Here is a 16,967-nt window from a genome sequence, read left to right as displayed (position 1 = left end):
TTCAGGTGCCAGTTCCGGATTGAGGGCCATAGGCCCGCAGCAGCAACTCCACAGTTTCGGAGATGATCGTGCCCATCTCCTCCCGGCCCACCGCGTTGCCCGAAAAGAAGTAGGGATAGAAACCGCGCGATTTCAGCAACCCCAGGAACTGGGCAGCTGCCACTTCCGGCTTCCCCTTTGAAGGGCCCCTGCTGCGAAAGCATCCTGCATGAAGCTCTCGAAAACACGGAACTTGTCCATGCGTGCGGCAACTTCAGCAGACAAAGCCGGGTCACGAAACGCCTCACCGAAGATCATCCGCGCCATTTGCAGGAAGCAGGGATTTACCAGCAGCTCGCCCTCGGCCCAGCCAAGGGCTTCAAGCTGCCCGGTGACTGGCAGATCCGGGCGGAACGTCACATTGAGGGCGGCAGTCATCCAGGAAACGAGGCAATCCGTGATGGCACGGAACAGCGCTTCCTTGCTGTCGAAGTGATTGTAGACCGTGCGTTTGGAAACACCTGCTCGGCCGGAAATGCGGTCCATACTGGCCCCTGCAAATCCGCGCTCCTGAAACTCGGCCACAGCGGCCTCAATGATCTGTTTGCGCTTCTGCTCGCTGAGCGAAAGTTCTCTTTCTTCGGTCATGCCACTTTCTTTCCAGAAACCGGCCCTCATGTAAACTCGGGAGTTTACATAGCACCGCCCCCTGATGTAAACTGCACCGTGTAGTTTACCCATAGCCAAAACAAGCTAGCCACGGGAGCCCTTCATGCCAGTTACCCTGACACTCAACGGCAAGGAACAGGTGATCGACGCCAGCCCGGACACGCCCCTGCTCTGGGTCCTTCGCGACACCCTCGGCCTCACCGGCACCAAGTTCGGCTGCGGCGTCGCCCAGTGCGGCGCCTGCACGGTGCATCTGGACGGCACCCCGGTCCGCTCCTGCCAGACCTATCTGGGCGATGTGGAAGGAACCAGCATCACCACGATCGAAGGGCTTGAAAGCCCGGCAGCGAAGGCCATTCAGGCAGCCTGGACAGAACTTGACGTACCGCAGTGCGGCTATTGCCAGTCCGGACAGATCATGGCCGCAACGGCCCTGCTGACGGAAACGCCGAAGCCCACCGACGCCGATATTGAGGCAGCCATGGACGGCAACGTCTGCCGCTGTGCCACCTATGCCCGGATCAAGACAGCCATTCATGCGGCTGCAAGCAAGCTGGAGGGCTGATAGAATGCTGCACAGGATCTTCTCCCCCTTACCACCGCAACGCCCAACCGGCGCGGCTTCCTCAAGCTTTCCGCAGGCGCTGCCGGCGGACTGCTGATCGGCCTCAACCTGCCGGGCAGCGCAAGAACTGCGGTTGCCGCAACGTCTGAAGGCATGCTCCAGCCTTTCGTGCATGTGCTGCCGGACAACACCATCGTTGTCCTGTCCAAGCATCTCGACAAGGGACAGGGCGTCGCCACAGGTCTTGCAACACTGGTCGCAGACGAAATGGACGCAGACTGGGATCAGGTGCGGGCGGATTTCGCCCCGGCCGACGCCGCGCTCTACAAGAACCTGTTCTTCGGCATGCAGGGCACGGGCGGTTCGACAGCCATTGCAAATTCCTTCATGCAATACCGCACCGCCGGTGCTGCCGCGCGCAGCATGCTGGTGCAGGCGGCCGCAAAGGCCTGGTCGGTTCCCGCAGCTGAGGTCACCGTCAGTGCGGGCCGGATCTCTCATCCTTCCGGCAAATCGGCCAGCTTCGGCGAGATGGCCGGGCTTGCGGCGGCCGAGGCCGTTCCCGCCGAACCACGGCTGAAAACCCCGGCGGAATGGATCTACATCGGCAAGTCGTTCAAGCGGGTCGACACTGCGCGTAAGTCCACCGGCGCTTCCGGCGTCTATGGCATGGACCAGCGTTTCGACAACATGCTGACCGCCGTTCTCGCCCGCCCTCCCCGCTTCGGCAGCAAGGTTGCCAGCGTCGATGACAGCGCCGCCCGCGCCATTGCGGGCGTGATGGATGTGATCACCGTGCCAAGTGGTGTCGCGGTTCTGGCAAGCGGCACCTGGCAGGCCATGCAGGGGCGCGATGCCCTCTCCATCACCTGGGACGACAGCGCCGCCGAAATGCGCTCGACTGCGGAAATGGAGGCTGAACTCAGAGAGCTGACTGGCACGCCGGGCGCAGCCGCGGAAGGCAATGCCGATGCAGAGCCCCTGCTGGCCGGGGCCGCGCGGGTCATCGAGGCGGATTATATGTTCCCCTTCCTGGCGCATGCGCCAATGGAGCCGCTGGACATCACCGTTCTTTACGACGGCAGCCGCGCGACCTTCTGGACCGGCTCGCAATTTCAGACGACCGATCAGGCAATCAGTGCCGGCATCCTGGGCCTGACCCCGGACAAGGTGGCGATCAACACACTCTGGGCAGGCGGCTCCTTCGGCCGGCGTGCCCAGCCGGACAGCCACTACTTCGCCGAAGCGGCATTGATTGCCAAGGCGCGGCATGAGGCAGGCCACGCTCCCCAGCCGCTCAAGATTGTCTGGACCCGTGAGGACGACATTCGCGGCGGCTATTACCGCCCGATGACGGCCCACAAGGTGAAGGTGGGACTGGACGAGGCTGGCCGGATCACAGGCTGGCAGCATCGCATCGCGGGCAAGTCCATCATGAAGGGCACGGGCTTCGAAGCCTTCATGGTCAAGAACGGCATTGATGACACCATGGTGGAAGGCGTGCATGGCACGACCTACGACATCCCCGGTTTCCAGCTGGAAGCACACATGACCTCGACGCCGGTGCCGGTGCTGTGGTGGCGGTCAGTCGGGCACACCCACACGGCCTATGTGATGGAGACCATGATTGACCGCATCGCCCGGGAGAGCGGCGCCGATCCGGTCGCCTTCCGCGAAAGCCTGATCAAGGATGATCCGCGCAAGCTGGCCGTTCTGCGGCTGGCTGCGGAGAAGGCAGGCTGGGACACTCCACTTCCCGAGGGCCGCTACCGGGGTGTTGCTGTCCACACATCGTTCAACAGCCATGTAGCCGAAGTTGCGGAAATCTCCTTCCGCGAAGACGGCACGGTGAAGGTGGAAAAGGTTGTCTGCGCCGTAGACTGCGGCATCCCCATCAATCCGGACAATATCCGGGCTCAGATCGAAGGTGCCATCGGCTATGGGCTTGGCGCCGTGCTGCGCAACGAAATCACGTTCACGGACGGCGAAGTGGACCAGTCGAACTTCGACACCTACCTGCCCCTGCGCATGTCCGACATGCCTGCCATCGAGGTGCATATCGTTCCGTCAGAAGAAGCACCAACCGGCATCGGTGAGCCCGGCACGCCGCCGATCGGACCGGCCGTAGCCAATGCGGTTGCAGCGGCACGAAGTGACTATGTGACGGTGCTGCCTTTCAGCAAGCACGGACTGGCCTGACCTGCAAAGGCGCCGGAGCTTCCGGCACGGCGGCACTCGTTGCCAAGCTGCACATGGAGACCGATACTCAGGGCCCGGACGGCATTCCGTCCGGGCGCACATTTTTTGCCAGATGCCAGCCAGCGGGATAGGCACAAGGACCCATCCGGTCTTGCAACATAGTGACAGATTCCGGCAGCAGACTATGGCAAGATGAGGCATGTCCCGTTCTGCCCGATTGCTTGATCTCATCCAGATCCTGCGGCGCCACCGCAGGCCCGTCAGCGGCGAAAGCCTGGCGCGGGAGCTTGGCATTTCCATCCGCACCCTCTACCGGGACATTGCGACACTTCAGGCGCAAGGGGCCGGCATCACCGGGGAACCCGGCGTCGGCTATGTGCTGCAGCCGGGCTTCATGCTGCCGCCCTTGATGTTCACCGAAGATGAGCTGGAAGCCCTTGTGCTGGGCTCACGCTGGGTCTCAAAGCGGGCGGGCGGACCACTGGGACAGGCGGCCGAAAACGCACTGGCCAAGATTGCCGCAGTGCTTCCGAAAGATCTGCGGGAACAGCTGGATACCACCAATCTGCTGGCCGGGCCCGGCGAGCGGCAACAACGGCCGGAAGCGGATCTGACCGTCATCCGGCTCGCCATCCGCCGCGAGCATATCCTGAAAATTGCCTATGAAGATGCAGCCGGGCATGCCACCGCGCGCAGCATCTGGCCCTTTGCGCTGGGGTTCTTCGACAAGGCCCGCGTCATCTCTGCATGGTGCGAACTGCGCCAGGACTACCGCCACTTCCGGACGGACCGAATCCTCAATCTCGAGGAAACAGGCAAGCGCTATCCCCGCCGCAGACAGGTGATGATGAAGGAATGGTGGGAGCGGCTGAAAGCCCGTACAGATGCGGATTGATGCTGCCATTTTCTGACAGCATCATTGTCTAGTTTCTTCCTGTCCAACACCGGAAGGAGAGAGACAGATGAAGCCGTCCAATTTCGTGATTTTCTACGTGCAGGATACCGCCGCAAGTACGGCATTCTATGCCAAGCTTCTGGGCATGGATCCAATTGAACAGTCGCCGGGCTTTGCCATGTTCGTAACGCCTGAGGGATTCAAGCTCGGTCTGTGGCAGAGGCAGAGTGTCATCCCGCCCTCAGACGGCCAGATTGGCGGCACGGAAGTCATGTTCGAATGCGCAAGCAATGACGAACTTGATGCCATCCACCGGGCCTGGGCAACAACAGGTGCCACCATCCTCCAGACACCGGCGCAGATGGTCTTCGGCTACACCTTCACCGCAGCAGACCCGGACGGGCACCGGCTGCGCGTTTACCGCCGCAACGAAAATCCGGTGTGAAGACGAAATGGTCCGCGCAGGCAACACACCTGTGCGGACCATTCTGAAGTGTCAGGCAGCGCCTTCCAGCGCGTCGCGGTCTTTCTTGCGCATGCGCTCGGAAGCGGACTTGAGCTGGCCGCAGGCGGCGAAAATGTCCCGGCCGCGCGGGGTGCGGATCGGCGAGGCATAGCCGGCGCGGTTGACGATATCGGCAAATTCCTCAATCCGCTCCCAGTCGGAACACTCATAGTCCGAACCCGGCCAAGGATTGAAGGGGATGAGGTTGATCTTCGCCGGAATGCCCGAAAGCAGGCGCACCAGTTCGCGCGCATCCGCATCGCTGTCATTCACGCCCTTCAGCATCACATATTCGAAGGTGATGCGCTTGGCGTTGGACAGGCCCGGATAGCGGCGGCAGGCTTCCAGCAGCTCCTGGATCGGCCACTTCTTGTTGATCGGCACCAGCACGTCGCGCAGGTCATCGCGCACTGCATGCAAGGAGATTGCCAGCATGCAGCCGATCTCATCGCCCGTCCGGGCGATTTCCGGCACCACGCCGGAGGTGGAAAGAGTGATGCGGCGCTTGGAGAGAGACAGACCGTCGCCATCAGATGCAATCAGCAGCGCCTGCTTCACATTGTCGAAATTGTAGAGCGGCTCGCCCATGCCCATCATCACCACATTGGTGACGAGGCGGCCTTCAGACGGGACAATCGCACCCTGCGGCGTTGCAGCGTCGGGAAAATCGCCCAGCCGGTCGCGTGCGATCAGGATCTGAGAGAGGATTTCTTCCGAGGTGAGATTGCGCACCATCTTCTGGGTGCCCGTGTGGCAGAAGGTGCAAGTCAGCGTGCAGCCCACCTGCGAGGAGACGCAAAGCGTGCCCCGCCCCTCTTCCGGGATATAGACGGTCTCGATCTCCACCGGGCGCCCGGCGCCACGCGGGGAAAACGGAACAGCCACTTGCGCGTGCCATCGACGGAGATCTGCTCCGAGACGATTTCCGGGCGGGCGATGGAGAAATGATCCTGCAAGGTATAGCGCAGGTCCTTGGCGATGTTGCTCATCTGACCAAAGTCAGACACGCCGCGCACATAGAGCCAGTGCCACAGCTGCTGGGCGCGCATCTTGCGCTGGCGCTCGGGGATGTCGATCGAGGCCATGGCTTCGGCCAGCCCAGCCCTGTCGAGGCCGATCAAAGTGGGCTTTTCAGCCGCAGCAGCAAGCACCGGAGAAGCAGGCTGTGCAGCTGCGGGTGTCTGCGCGGCGGAACGATGCGCAAGGTCAAGCGAGATCGCCATAGCGTCCAGTATCCAGATCCGAGGGTCAAAACCCGAAGGTTGAGAGGCCGCAAAGGCCACGCGCCGGAACGGACCAGTCCGCTGCTTCAGCGCCTTGAAAACAGAAAAGGCGCAGCCTCCCGCAGGAGCCGCGTCCATTAGCGCCTGAAAAACCACAGGAGCGCCGGAAAATCAACTGCCGATGCACTTAAAGGCCGCAAAGAAGGGCGCAGACCGAAGCGCGCGCCCTCTTCTATTGCGGATCTGACAGGCCGCCTTCAGCCGCCTGTCTTCCGGCGCTGCTTACTTGCAGGCCTGATTTGCCGTGTCGATCGCCGCCGTCACGCCTGCCAGAGAGAATGCGTAGGAGGTTTCGGTGCCACGCGCCGAAACTGCCTTTACGCTCATCTTGCTGCCGGCCTTCATGGCTGCAACGAGCTGCTGCTCGGCGGCAGCATTTTCCACCCAGGCACCATCGTTCTTCGTGAACATGGTGAAGGGCTTCCCATCAATATCAACCGTGACCTGCGAGCCGTCCCGCATCGGATATCCGACCTGGAAGCTTGGTTCGCTGTTCACGCCTTCCGACGGACGGGTCGACACGAAGAAGAACACATCTCCGTGATTACGGTCCGTCGGCAGCATTTGCGTGGGCTTGGTCAGGGCAAAGCAGACCTTGCCGCCACCGCTCGCGTGGGTATAGGCCGCCCAATCCCTCTGCTGCTTCAGCAGCGTCGGAGCCTGGGCGACGGCGGCAGCTCCGGACAGAGCGAGGAACAGACCGGCGGTTACCAGGGTTCGTGCTTGCATCATCTCCACACCGTTTTGCTTGCGCGTCAAACGCTTCAGATTTTACTCAAGTGTCGTCCGGCATATAAACCTTGGATTAAGGCTACCTTAAAGCCGGTTACGAAAGGGTTGAAAGCCAATCAATCGCGTGGCGCTTGCCGCTATTCCCGCTATTATCGGCTCGCGTCATGCGCACGCTGGCTGGATAAATCGGGCGAGAGTGTGACATACGTTCCGGGATTACCGGATTATGACCGGGTTAAAACCCGGCACATTGGGAGTGAAGTCTGCGGTGAGTCAGGCGCAGTATTTTTCAGAACTGATCGAGAGGGTCGCCGCAACGCAGGATAAAGCTGCGTTCATCGAATTATTCGATCACTTCGCGCCGCGCATCAAAGGTTACCTGATGCAGCAGGGTACCGACAGTGCCAGCGCCGAAGAGCTGGCGCAGGAGGTTATGGTCATTCTGTGGCGCAAGGCCGCCCTCTTCGACAAGACCAAAGCCTCCGCCAGCACCTGGCTGTTCCGCATTGCCCGCAACCGGCGGATCGACTCGCTGCGCCGTCTGAAGAACGGCGATCTGGATGCCGAAGACCCTGCCCTGCAGCCCTCCGCACCGGAAGATCCCGACGTCATTCTCGACACAGGCCTCAGGGAAGAGCGCATCCGCGCCGCTCTTGAGGAGCTTCCCGAAGCCCAGCGCGAGGTGGTGCGTCAGGCCTTTTTCCTCGGACTGTCGCACAACGAGATTGCCGAGAGCACCGGCCTGCCGCTTGGCACAGTCAAGTCCCGCATCCGCCTCGCCTTTGCCCGTCTGCGGCAGGTGCTGGAGGCCGATACAGCCGTCGATATCGACTGAGGCTCAGTCTTCCCAGCCCGGAATCTGACGCCCCAGCCGCATGATGGGCCCGCCATGGCGGTGCGGTGTCTTGTCCTGCTTCGGCCCGCCAGCGGTCACCGGCCTGTCGGCGTAGCGGCCCAGCGCCCGGTGCCGGTCATAGAGCACGATGGCTCCCGCAGTGGCGACGTTGATGCAGAACTTGGCCGGGATCTTTACCACATGGTCGCAACGCGCCAGCATGGCGGAGGAAAGGGAGCCGCGCTCCGGCCCCAGTACATAGGCAGCGCGCAGCGGATGCATGAAGCTCGGCAGATCGATGGCTTCGTCCGTGAGTTCGATGCCCACAAGCTGGCAGCCTGCGGGCAGATCCATTGTGTCCACCGTGTCCCATTCGAAAAGGGGCAGATGATCCGGGCTCTTGGAGGTGTCGGAGCGCGGCGCCCTGCGGATGGCAGGCCCAGCATCCACGGTGAAGAAGAAGCTCGCCCCGAAGGCATGCGCCGAGCGCATCAGGTTGCCAAGGTTCATCCGCTTGGAAAGCCCCTCCGCCCCCACACCGAAATAGCCGCGCATCGTCAACTTCCTTCTTCCATCATTCCTGCAGGGGCTCATAGACGCTGGGGCCGCCCGCCTCAACCCGTCAACGTCTTCCGCTGTCAGGCACCCCCAACTGCGGCGCACATTCCGTGACGAGATTTTCCTTGCAGTGCAGCAGCGCGGACCGCAGATTAACTATGGTTTAAACATGTGTGGAGCGGGGGCCCTGCGTGAAAGCCATCCTTTGTCATTCCTACGGTCCGGCCTCATCGCTGACCGTTGAAGATCTGCCTGTGCCGCCAGTTGGGCCGGGCGAAGTGCTGGTCCGTGTCAAAGCCTGCGCGCTGAATTTCTTCGACACGCTGATCATTCAGGGCAAATACCAGCTGCGGCCGGAGATGCCTTTCTCTCCCAGCGCCGAATTTGCCGGCGTGGTGGAACGCACCGGCGATGGCGTCGAGCGCGTGCGAACCGGCGACAAGGTGATAGGCTACATCCGCTTCGGCGCAGCGCGGGAGCTGGTGGTGGCCAGCGAGGATGACCTCAACCCCCTGCCCGAGGGAATTTCCTTCGAGCAAGCTGCCGGGGTTTCCGTCACCTATGGCACCACGCTGCATGCCTTCCGCGACCGGGCAAAGCTTCAGGAGGGCGAAACCGTGGTCGTGCTCGGGGCGTCCGGCGGTGTGGGACAGGCTGCGGTGGAGATCGCCTCACTGATGGGGGCACGCGTCATCGCCTGCGCCTCTTCGGAGGACAAGCTGAGCCGCGCCCGCCAGCTTGGCGCGGTACTGACCATCAACTACGAGAAAGAGAACCTGAAAGAGCGGATCAAGGAGCTGACGGACGGCGCCGGGGCAGACGTGGTCTATGATCCGGTGGGAGGCGATCTGGCCGAGCAGGCGCTGCGGGCCACCGGCTGGGAAGGCCGCTATCTCGTCATCGGCTTTGCCGCGGGAGAAATACCGAGAATCCCTCTTAATCTCGTGATGTTGAAGGGCTGCGATGTCCTCGGCGTTTTCTGGGGCGAATCGATCATCCGCGACCCCGAGGGCCACTGGGCCAACATGAGCCAGATTCTCGAATGGGTGCGCCAGGGCCGGTTGAACCCTCACATCCACGCAGTCTACCCGCTGGAGCAGGCCGCAAAGGCCATCCAGGAGATCGCAGACCGCAAGGTCATGGGCAAGGTGATCCTGACGCCATAACAGGCACTCCTGCGCATACCGGCAAACCTGCAACGGCAGACGCCAGCCTTCGAGGCGCAGTGCCATGTGGATCAAACAAAGAGCCCGGGCTTGAGGCCCGGGCTCCGGTCATAGCATCTGCAGGACAGATCAGTTCAGCGTGTCTACCGAACCCAGCGTGAAGATCTGGGTCTCGCCCGGCGCATCATCAACGCCGTCGTTGTCGGTGACGAGGATCATCCGGCCATCGGCGGTAACAGCGAAACCTTCCGGCTTGTCGAGCAGCCAGCCCTTGGTCGAGGCCAGCGTCGGGACGAGGTCCAGCTTCACGGTCTTCTCCACCACAGGCAGAGTACCGCCAAGAGCAACCGGCTCGATGCCGGCAAGATCGATCACTGTGATCTGCTTGATCGCAGCAAACTCACCGCCCTGGTTGTCACGCTCCAGCACAGCGAAACGCTCGCCGCCCAGATGGGTGATCTCGGACAGGCCGACCCAGCCGCCAGCCGCACTCTTCGGCTTGTCGAGCGGATAGTGGACGAAGCCCCAGGACTTGTCCGCCGGGTTGTAGATGCCGAGCTTGACGAGGCCCTTGGCGTCATCGCCCCACTCGCGCTGGATCGCCGTTACGACCAGGGTCTTGCCGCCGCGCTCAAACTCAGCCACGCCTTCAAAGCCGAAGCGCTTGGACTGGGCAACGAGGGCTTCCGGCAGGCTGATTTCCTCAGTCACCTTGCCATTGGCATCAGCCTTCACGAGGAGATGCGGCACGCCTTCCTTCTCCGGATTGCCTTCGCTGACAAGCCAGAAACCGCCATCCTTAGCCAGCGAAATACCCTCCAGATCGAACTTCTTCGGCGAACCGCCGGTGACGTTCACATAGGAGGTGATTTCCACCGGGCTCATGGACAAGTTCACCGTGTAGATCCGGGCCTTGTCGTAGAAGCTGTCCGAAACAGCATAGAGCTTGTTCGGGTCGGTCTTGTCCGCAGCAAGACCCGAGAGCGCACCCCAGCCGATCGGAGCATGGGTTTCCGGATCAAAGGCTGAGGTCAGCACCGGATAGGCAGGCTTGTCAGCGCCGAATTCATAGATGCTGACCTGTGAACGCAGGCCGTCCTCGGCACTGTCTGCCTCGTTGGCGGCAACGAACAGATTGCGGGACGGGATGACCAAAACGCCCTCAGGGGCCACATGGGTGGGCAGCATCTGCAGGAGCTGCGGCTCGCCGCCGGTGTCCTTGAACACCGACACCATGTTGGCACGCTCGGAGTTCACGAAGATCAGCTTCTGACCGCCAAACTCACCAACGGTGACCCCTTCCGGCTCATTGCCCTTCTTGGAGGCGCGCTTGGCCGGGTAATGACCGGTCATCATGGCAATGTGCTCGAGCTTGTTGCCGCTGTCGTAGAGCACGTCACCCTTGGTGTTCCAGATGGTGAAGCCACGCGAGCCGCCTTCATAGTCGCCCTCGTTGGCGGTGATGAAGCGGTCATTGTCGAGCCAGGCCACGGCGTCAGGCTCGCGCTTGACGTTCTCGATACCACCAGAGGCGTCCGAGCTGCGGTCCTTGGCAACCGGAATGGCTTCGGCGCTGGAAGAGCCGGCCGGGAAATGCGCACTCACCTTGCCCGACGCAAGGTCGATGAGTGCCAAATGATTGTTTTCCTGCAGCGTCAACGCCAGCATGTTGGCGGCGTTGATGGACACGAATTCCGGCTCCGGATCTTCCGGTGCAACTTCGGCAAGGCCGGTCACGTCAACGATGCGGGCAGCATCACAGTTTGTGGGCTGTCCATCGGCATCCAGATCGAAGATGGCAACATGACCCGCCGGCATCTGCGGCAGCTTGCCCTCGTTCAGCTCTTCATCGCGCTCGTTCTCGACAGCAACAGCTAGGAATTTTCCATCCGGCGAAATGGCAACCGAGTCCGGCTGGCCCTTCACGTCACAGGTGGCAGCAATCGACTTGTCTGCAAGGCTGATCACAGCCAGATGGCCCGCCGGCTCGGTGTAGTTCGGGCTGGTGTTGACGCCAGCCAGGATGAACTTCTGCGCCGCCGTTACCGAAGTGGGCTCTCCGCCCATCGCGATGCGGCCGGCAGGCTTGGGCTCGGAGGGATTGGCGATATCAACGAACACCACAGCCTCACCGGGGCTGTCGGAAAACACCAGCGTCTGGCCGTCCTTCGTCGCTGTGATGATTTCGGCCGAAGTTTGGGTAGCCGGGTCAACGCCTTCGCCAAGCGTCTTGTAGACCGGCATGGTGGCGATGCGGGTGAAATAGGTGTCGGCGGCAGATGCGTGTGAAACAGCGGCCAGAACGGAAAAACCAGCCAGAAGCTGGCTGCGCAGAGAAATCATGGTGCCTCCCCGAAGCGAGATGTTTGGTGAAAAGACGGCGCACGCTAGGCGCCAGAGACGACCTTGAGGTGACAAAGACATGAAGCTTTTGTGACACAGAGCCAGGAACTGCGGCAGTTGTGCAACAGCACGCAAGACTTGAAGCGCAAGACCGCACATAAATTCTGGACAGATGCCTCCGCCAGGTCTTTACTCAGGCTTACTCGCGGATGGCCCAACGTCCGCTGGCTGGCCACCGGGTGCTGCCAGCCATTCTTACGCTCTCCATTTTCGGATATCCAGGATGACACGCGGCTTCTCGCGCCTTGCCCTTGTGCTTGGCCTGCTTTCCTGCATTGGCCCCTTTGCGGTCGATCTCTATTTGCCGGCCTTGCCGCAGATTGCGTCCAGCCTTGGCACCACTGCCAGCGCAGCGCAGATGACCTTCACCGCCTATTTCCTCGCCTTCGGCCTTGCGCAGCTGATCTACGGGCCGATGGCAGACTGGCTGGGGCGCAAGCGGCCTGTTTATGCGGGCCTTGCCGTATTCATCGCAGGCTCCGCCATCTGTGCGCTGGCCCCCGATATCAACTGGCTGGTCCTGGGCCGTTTCGTGCAGGCCCTGGGCGCTGCGGCGGCCATGGTCATTCCGCGCGCCATCGTGCGCGACATGCACACCGGCACACAAGCCACCCAGCTGATGGCACTGGTGATGCTTGTCATCAGCATCTCGCCAATGCTGGCGCCGCTCACCGGCTCGGCCATCATTGCCATGGGGAGCTGGCGGTTCCTGTTCGTCGCCCTTGGCCTTGCAGCGGCGCTGGCCATGGCCCTCACCGCCTGGCAGCTGCCCGAGACCCTGCCGGCCGAACGGCGTGTGCCGCTGCGGCCAAAAGTCATTTTTGGAGGCTGCCTTGAGCTGTTGCGCGATGCCCGCTTCCTCGGACTGACGATGACGGGCGGCTTCGGCATGGCGAGCTTCTTCGTCTTTATCGGCTCGGCCTCGTTTGTCTACACCGGCCACTTTGGCATGAGCCCCGTTGGCTTCAGCTTCGCCTTCGCCCTCAATGCCATCGGCTTCTTCGGCACATCGCAACTCGCTGCCGGACTCGGGCGCAAGCATGGCATGGCACGGGTTGCCCTGCTGGCCGTGACGGGATTTGCCCTGTGCAACGTGGTGCTGGTGGCGCTGGTGGCCCTCGGCATTGATGCACTGGCCGTGGTCATGGCGCTTCTCTTCCTCGGCAATGCGTGCCTCGGGCTCGTCATTGCGCCCACCATGGTGATGGCACTGGACGATCACGGTGAGAACGCTGGCCTTGCCTCCTCCTCGGCGGCACGCTGCAAATGCTTGCCGGTGCATTGATGCTGATGCTGGCCAGCCCGTTCTTTGATGGAAGCGTGCTGCCCATGGTCGTCGCCATCGCCGCTTGCGCTGTCCTTGCCCTGGCTGCCGCCATACCCACTCTGGGCCTCGCAGGGAAGGAACGCACAGTTTACTGACCCAGGAGCGGCAGCCCGGTGCGCCTCAAACGGAAGGCCCACCGGGCATTGGATCAGGCCGCCCGGACCGTGCGCAGGAAGCGGGTTACTTCGCTCTGGAGACGGTTCGCCTGGCCGGAGAGGTGCTGCGCCGATCTCAGCATGGTGCCTGACGCCTCCACACTCTCCTGCGTGACCCCGGCAACAAGCGAGATGTTGCTGGAGACATCCTGAACCCCGGAAGCAGCCTCAGCCACGTTGCGGGCCACGAGCTGGGTGGTTGCGCCCTGCTCATTCACGGCTCCCGCAATAGCGCTGGACATACCGTCCAGTTCGCGGACCACATCGCCGACGAGCCCGATCGCCCCGACCGCCGAGCGGGTCTGCGCCTGAATCTCGGTCACCAGACGGGAAATATCTTCAGTCGCATGAGCCGTTTGCATTGCCAGTTGCTTGACTTCGGATGCAACCACGGCAAAGCCCTTGCCTGCCTCACCTGCCCGCGCCGATTCAATCGTCGCATTGAGGGCAAGAAGATTGGTTTGGCCCGCAATGGCAGCGATCATGGAGACCACTTCACCGATATGGTCGGCCATGGTGGACAGGGCCGTCATCTGATCTGACGTCTTGCCGATCTCGCCCGTCGCCTGCATGGAAACCTTCGCAGCACGCTCCACCTGGGTGGCGATCTCCGTGACGGATGCAGACAGTTCCTCCGTTGCCGCCGCAATCATCTGAACATTGGCCGTTGCCTGACCGGCAGCTGCCGAGACAGTCAGCGTCCTGTCATTTGTGCCTGATGAAACCTCCGCCAGACGGGACGCCATGGCTGCCATCTCCTCGGCCGAGTCGAGTACATTCCGGATCAGGGCACCCACTGCACTCTCAAACTGTTCAGCCACCTGCCACATGATCTGACGCTGCCGCTCAACCCTGTCCGCGTCCTCCGCCCGGGCCCTGGCGGCCGCCGCAGCCTGATCTTCCTCGGCATTGCTCCGCAGCTGAGCGACGGCGAGGCAGATCCGCCCCAACTCCGTACGGCCGCTCAGCGCCGGAACATCAACATCTGTATGACGCGACGCCATCCGGTCCAGCGCCTCGTTCACCTTCCGCAAAGGCCACACAATGCTCTGCGAAATCGCGGCGCCCGATGCAGCGGCAGCGGCCAGAACTGCAATACTGGAATAGATGAACAATGAACGGCCGAATTCCTTGACAGCCGCCATCACACCGCTCTGTTCCTCTTCATGCGTTTCAGCGAACTGGAAAACCTCTTCCAGATGTGGTGCGATCCCGGCGAACAAGCTGCTGAGCACCGCAGTTTCGCCGACAAGCTTGAGACGTGCGGCAGCAAACTCTGCGAAGCTGGCACGATACGCCATTGCAAGATCAAGTATTTTCTGCTTTTCAGAAGCAGCAATAGAACTAGTATTGATCTTGTTGATCAACTGTTGAAATTTCTCATCAAACAAGGCGAGATACTTCTCATCGCCTCGAAGCATGAAATCCTTCTCGTGCCGCCGCAGCGTAAGTATCACCACGGTCAATGCATCGTCATGAGCTTCAGCGGCAATTTCCTCGACCTCATGAACCGACTTCCTCAACGCCAGCTGAAGCCCTTCGGTTTCCCTCAACCCAAGACCGACATAGGCATCGCGGATCACCAGAAACTGCTCCTGGCTCTTTTGCACCCCTTCAGAGATATGCCCCAGGGCTGGCTGAATAGGCCCGGAAACAGGATCTGACTTCAAACCGTCAATCAGTTGCAGGACGCGCGCTGCCTTTTCGGCATAGCGCTGCGCGTCAGGCAAGTCCTTGCGCAGCAAGAAGTCCTTTTCTGCACGCCGCATTTCCAGCATCTCGGCCCGAAGATGCTGCGCCTGCTCTTCCAGTCCCTCATACTGGTCTTGAAGGAGATAGGCAGCTTCAACATCCTTGTCGATGTAAAGATAAGCGGCAAGCAGACCAAGCGCCGCGCCGCCGGCCAAAGACACCAAAAGTACCAACTTGACAGTTATACGTATGTTGCAGAGCATTTTAATCATGGCAAATCCCCCGATCTGCTCAAATCTGTGCGGAGAATAATTAATTGAACATAAACACGCAAAGGCACGGTCATTTTACTTAAAAACATCAAAATAAAACAAAAAATCCAAATCACAAGACGGAACAAGAACGCAAGAATTGATTCAATGAACTCAACGTAAGGTAGAGGGGCGAGCGGAAAAACAAGAAATGATGCCAAATGAAAAATTTGTATCGAAATATTTAGCCAGCAAATTACACGCCTGAAATTGAATACATCTTTAAATTGCACAAAAAGACTGACGGAGCGCGCATTTTCAGCGAAAGCTTCTCACTCCAATCAAACATTGACAACAGCCGCAATTCCCGCCAAAAGCGTGGCCGGTCCTGCCGTTAGAGAGTGTGGATTGAGACGATGATGTTCCGGCTTGCAGCCGCATACATGGGCATTGAAGCGATGGCTCCGGCCAGCGCTGTTGCCGCACGTCTTATGACCACTGCGACCAAACTCACTAAAACCACCGCCAAAACCACCGTTTGACGGTGCCTCTCGTCCCGCGCTCCCCGGGATGGGCGGGCGCCGAAGAGCCGGGCAGGTGCCGCGTGTGCGGACCCGCCGGGTAAGCGGGGAGACGGACGAGAGAGGAATTCATGGGCTACAAGATCGCCATTGTTGGTGCCACGGGCAATGTGGGCCGCGAAATGCTGGACATCCTGGCCGAGCGCGGCTTCCCGGCAGATGAAGTCGTGCCGCTGGCCTCGCGCCGGTCGCAGGGCACCGAAGTCTCCTTCGGCGACAAGACGCTGAAGGTGCAGGCGCTGGAAAACTATGATTTCTCCGATACCGACATCTGCCTGATGTCCGCAGGCGGCAGTGTTGCCAAGGAATGGGCTCCAAAGATCGGCGCCCAGGGCTGCGTCGTCATCGACAACTCCTCCGCCTGGCGCTACGACGCGGAAGTGCCGCTGATCGTGCCGGAAGTGAACGCCGATGCAGTCGCAGGCTTCACCAAGAAGAACATCATCGCCAACCCGAACTGCTCCACCGCGCAGCTCGTCGTAGCGCTGAAGCCGCTGCATGATGCGGCCACCATCAAGCGCGTCGTCATCTCCACCTACCAGTCCGTTTCGGGCGCCGGCAAGGAGGCGATGGAAGAGCTGTTCAACCAGACCCGCGCTATCTTCGTGAATGATCCGGTCGAGAACCAGAAGTTCACCAAGCGCATCGCCTTCAACGTCATTCCGCACATCGACGTGTTCATGGAAGACGGCTACACGAAGGAAGAGTGGAAGGTTCTGGCCGAGACCAAGAAGATCCTCGATCCGAAGATCAAGGTCACCTGCACCGCCGTGCGCGTTCCGGTGTTCATCAGCCACTCGGAAAGCGTCAACATCGAGTTCGAGAAGCCGATCACGGCCGATGAAGCGCGCGACATCCTGCGCGAGGCTCCGGGCTGCCTCGTCATCGACAAGCGCGAAGACGGCGGCTACATCACGCCTTACGAGACCGCCGGCGAAGACGCCACCTACATCTCGCGTATCCGTGAGGATGCCACGGTGGAGAATGGCCTCAACATCTGGGTCGTGGCCGACAACCTGCGCAAGGGCGCGGCGCTCAATGCCGTCCAGATCGCCGAGGTTCTGGTGAACCGCGGCCTGATCAAGCCGAAGAAGCAGGCCGCCTGATCCTTCAGCACAGAACAGATCTGTCAGCAAAAGCCCCGGATTGAACCTCCGGGGCTTTTCAGCTTT

At 61.1% G+C, this 16,967-nt stretch carries 15 protein-coding genes and 1 pseudogene; 9 read left to right on the top strand and 7 right to left on the bottom strand.

Annotation, left to right across the window (positions count from 1 at the left end):
- Nucleotide 1 precedes the first annotated feature (1 nt).
- Entirely contained in the window at nt 2-163 is a 162-nt protein-coding gene (locus ACQB61_RS20750) for a TetR/AcrR family transcriptional regulator C-terminal domain-containing protein (protein WP_430514157.1), read from the bottom strand.
- A complete protein-coding gene (locus tag ACQB61_RS20745) occupies nt 133-627 on the bottom strand; it encodes a TetR/AcrR family transcriptional regulator (protein ID WP_430514156.1) in 495 nt (164 codons plus the stop codon). Before ACQB61_RS20745 ends, ACQB61_RS20750 begins: the two co-directional genes overlap by 31 nt.
- A 124-nt stretch (nt 628-751) precedes the next feature.
- On the opposite strand from ACQB61_RS20745, the gene ACQB61_RS20740 reads away from it, so the two are divergent.
- The 4 genes from ACQB61_RS20740 (at nt 752) to ACQB61_RS20725 (ending at nt 4,752) form a co-directional block, all read left to right on the top strand.
- Complete coding sequence (locus ACQB61_RS20740; RefSeq protein ID WP_430514155.1) at nt 752-1,213, top strand: (2Fe-2S)-binding protein; 462 nt, start codon at nt 752-754, stop codon at nt 1,211-1,213.
- Nucleotides 1,214-1,366: 153 nt separating this feature from the next.
- Nucleotides 1,367-3,412, top strand: coding sequence for a molybdopterin cofactor-binding domain-containing protein (locus tag ACQB61_RS20735; RefSeq protein ID WP_430514154.1), 2,046 nt, complete (start codon nt 1,367-1,369; stop codon nt 3,410-3,412).
- Nucleotides 3,413-3,611: 199 nt separating this feature from the next.
- Nucleotides 3,612-4,307 carry a helix-turn-helix transcriptional regulator gene (locus ACQB61_RS20730; RefSeq protein WP_430514153.1) on the top strand — a complete coding sequence of 232 codons (696 nt, stop codon included), beginning with the start codon at nt 3,612-3,614 and terminating at the stop codon, nt 4,305-4,307.
- A gap of 67 nt (nt 4,308-4,374) precedes the next feature.
- Nucleotides 4,375-4,752 carry a VOC family protein gene (locus ACQB61_RS20725; protein WP_430514152.1) on the top strand — a complete coding sequence of 126 codons (378 nt, stop codon included), beginning with the start codon at nt 4,375-4,377 and terminating at the stop codon, nt 4,750-4,752.
- 51 nt (nt 4,753-4,803) lie between these two features.
- On the opposite strand, the pseudogene rlmN reads toward ACQB61_RS20725, so the two are convergent.
- Both rlmN and ACQB61_RS20715 read right to left on the bottom strand, forming a co-directional pair.
- Nucleotides 4,804-6,035, bottom strand: a pseudogene (gene rlmN / locus ACQB61_RS20720) (23S rRNA (adenine(2503)-C(2))-methyltransferase RlmN).
- 282 nt (nt 6,036-6,317) lie between these two features.
- Nucleotides 6,318-6,827, bottom strand: coding sequence for an invasion associated locus B family protein (locus ACQB61_RS20715; protein ID WP_430514151.1), 510 nt, complete (start codon nt 6,825-6,827; stop codon nt 6,318-6,320).
- Between the two features lie 226 nt (nt 6,828-7,053).
- Here ACQB61_RS20715 and ACQB61_RS20710 point away from each other — a divergent pair, with 226 nt between their 5' ends.
- Nucleotides 7,054-7,662 (top strand): sigma-70 family RNA polymerase sigma factor, encoded by a 609-nt coding sequence (locus ACQB61_RS20710; protein WP_430514150.1) that lies wholly within the window; start codon nt 7,054-7,056, stop codon nt 7,660-7,662.
- A 3-nt stretch (nt 7,663-7,665) separates the two neighbouring features.
- On the opposite strand, the gene ACQB61_RS20705 is transcribed toward ACQB61_RS20710, so the two are convergent.
- Nucleotides 7,666-8,217 (bottom strand): RNA methyltransferase, encoded by a 552-nt coding sequence (locus ACQB61_RS20705; protein ID WP_123195308.1) that lies wholly within the window; start codon nt 8,215-8,217, stop codon nt 7,666-7,668.
- Between the two features lie 194 nt (nt 8,218-8,411).
- On the opposite strand from ACQB61_RS20705, the gene ACQB61_RS20700 reads away from it, so the two are divergent.
- Nucleotides 8,412-9,386 (top strand): NADPH:quinone oxidoreductase family protein, encoded by a 975-nt coding sequence (locus ACQB61_RS20700; protein WP_430514149.1) that lies wholly within the window; start codon nt 8,412-8,414, stop codon nt 9,384-9,386.
- Between the two features lie 129 nt (nt 9,387-9,515).
- On the opposite strand, the gene ACQB61_RS20695 is transcribed toward ACQB61_RS20700, so the two are convergent.
- A complete protein-coding gene (locus tag ACQB61_RS20695; protein ID WP_430514148.1) occupies nt 9,516-11,729 on the bottom strand; it encodes an esterase-like activity of phytase family protein in 2,214 nt (737 codons plus the stop codon).
- A gap of 283 nt (nt 11,730-12,012) precedes the next feature.
- On the opposite strand from ACQB61_RS20695, the gene ACQB61_RS20690 reads away from it, so the two are divergent.
- Both ACQB61_RS20690 and ACQB61_RS20685 read left to right on the top strand, forming a co-directional pair.
- Nucleotides 12,013-13,074, top strand: coding sequence for a multidrug effflux MFS transporter (locus tag ACQB61_RS20690; RefSeq protein WP_430514147.1), 1,062 nt, complete (start codon nt 12,013-12,015; stop codon nt 13,072-13,074).
- On the top strand, nt 13,056-13,211 hold the full coding sequence (locus ACQB61_RS20685) for a hypothetical protein (RefSeq protein WP_430514146.1): 156 nt from the start codon (nt 13,056-13,058) through the stop codon (nt 13,209-13,211). The genes ACQB61_RS20690 and ACQB61_RS20685 overlap by 19 nt, the downstream gene beginning before the upstream one ends.
- A 53-nt stretch (nt 13,212-13,264) precedes the next feature.
- Here the strand turns inward: ACQB61_RS20685 and ACQB61_RS20680 are convergent, their stop codons facing one another.
- Entirely contained in the window at nt 13,265-15,184 is a 1,920-nt protein-coding gene (locus tag ACQB61_RS20680) for a methyl-accepting chemotaxis protein (protein ID WP_430514145.1), read from the bottom strand.
- A 682-nt stretch (nt 15,185-15,866) separates the two neighbouring features.
- On the opposite strand from ACQB61_RS20680, the gene ACQB61_RS20675 reads away from it, so the two are divergent.
- Nucleotides 15,867-16,901 carry an aspartate-semialdehyde dehydrogenase gene (locus ACQB61_RS20675; protein WP_430514144.1) on the top strand — a complete coding sequence of 345 codons (1,035 nt, stop codon included), beginning with the start codon at nt 15,867-15,869 and terminating at the stop codon, nt 16,899-16,901.
- Nucleotides 16,902-16,967: the final 66 nt, after the last annotated feature.

The organism is Pannonibacter phragmitetus (assembly GCF_050510895.1).
Classification (GTDB): domain Bacteria; phylum Pseudomonadota; class Alphaproteobacteria; order Rhizobiales; family Stappiaceae; genus Pannonibacter; species Pannonibacter phragmitetus_B.
Note: the sequence above shows the minus strand (reverse complement) of the source record. Positions and strands in the feature narration are given on the sequence as shown.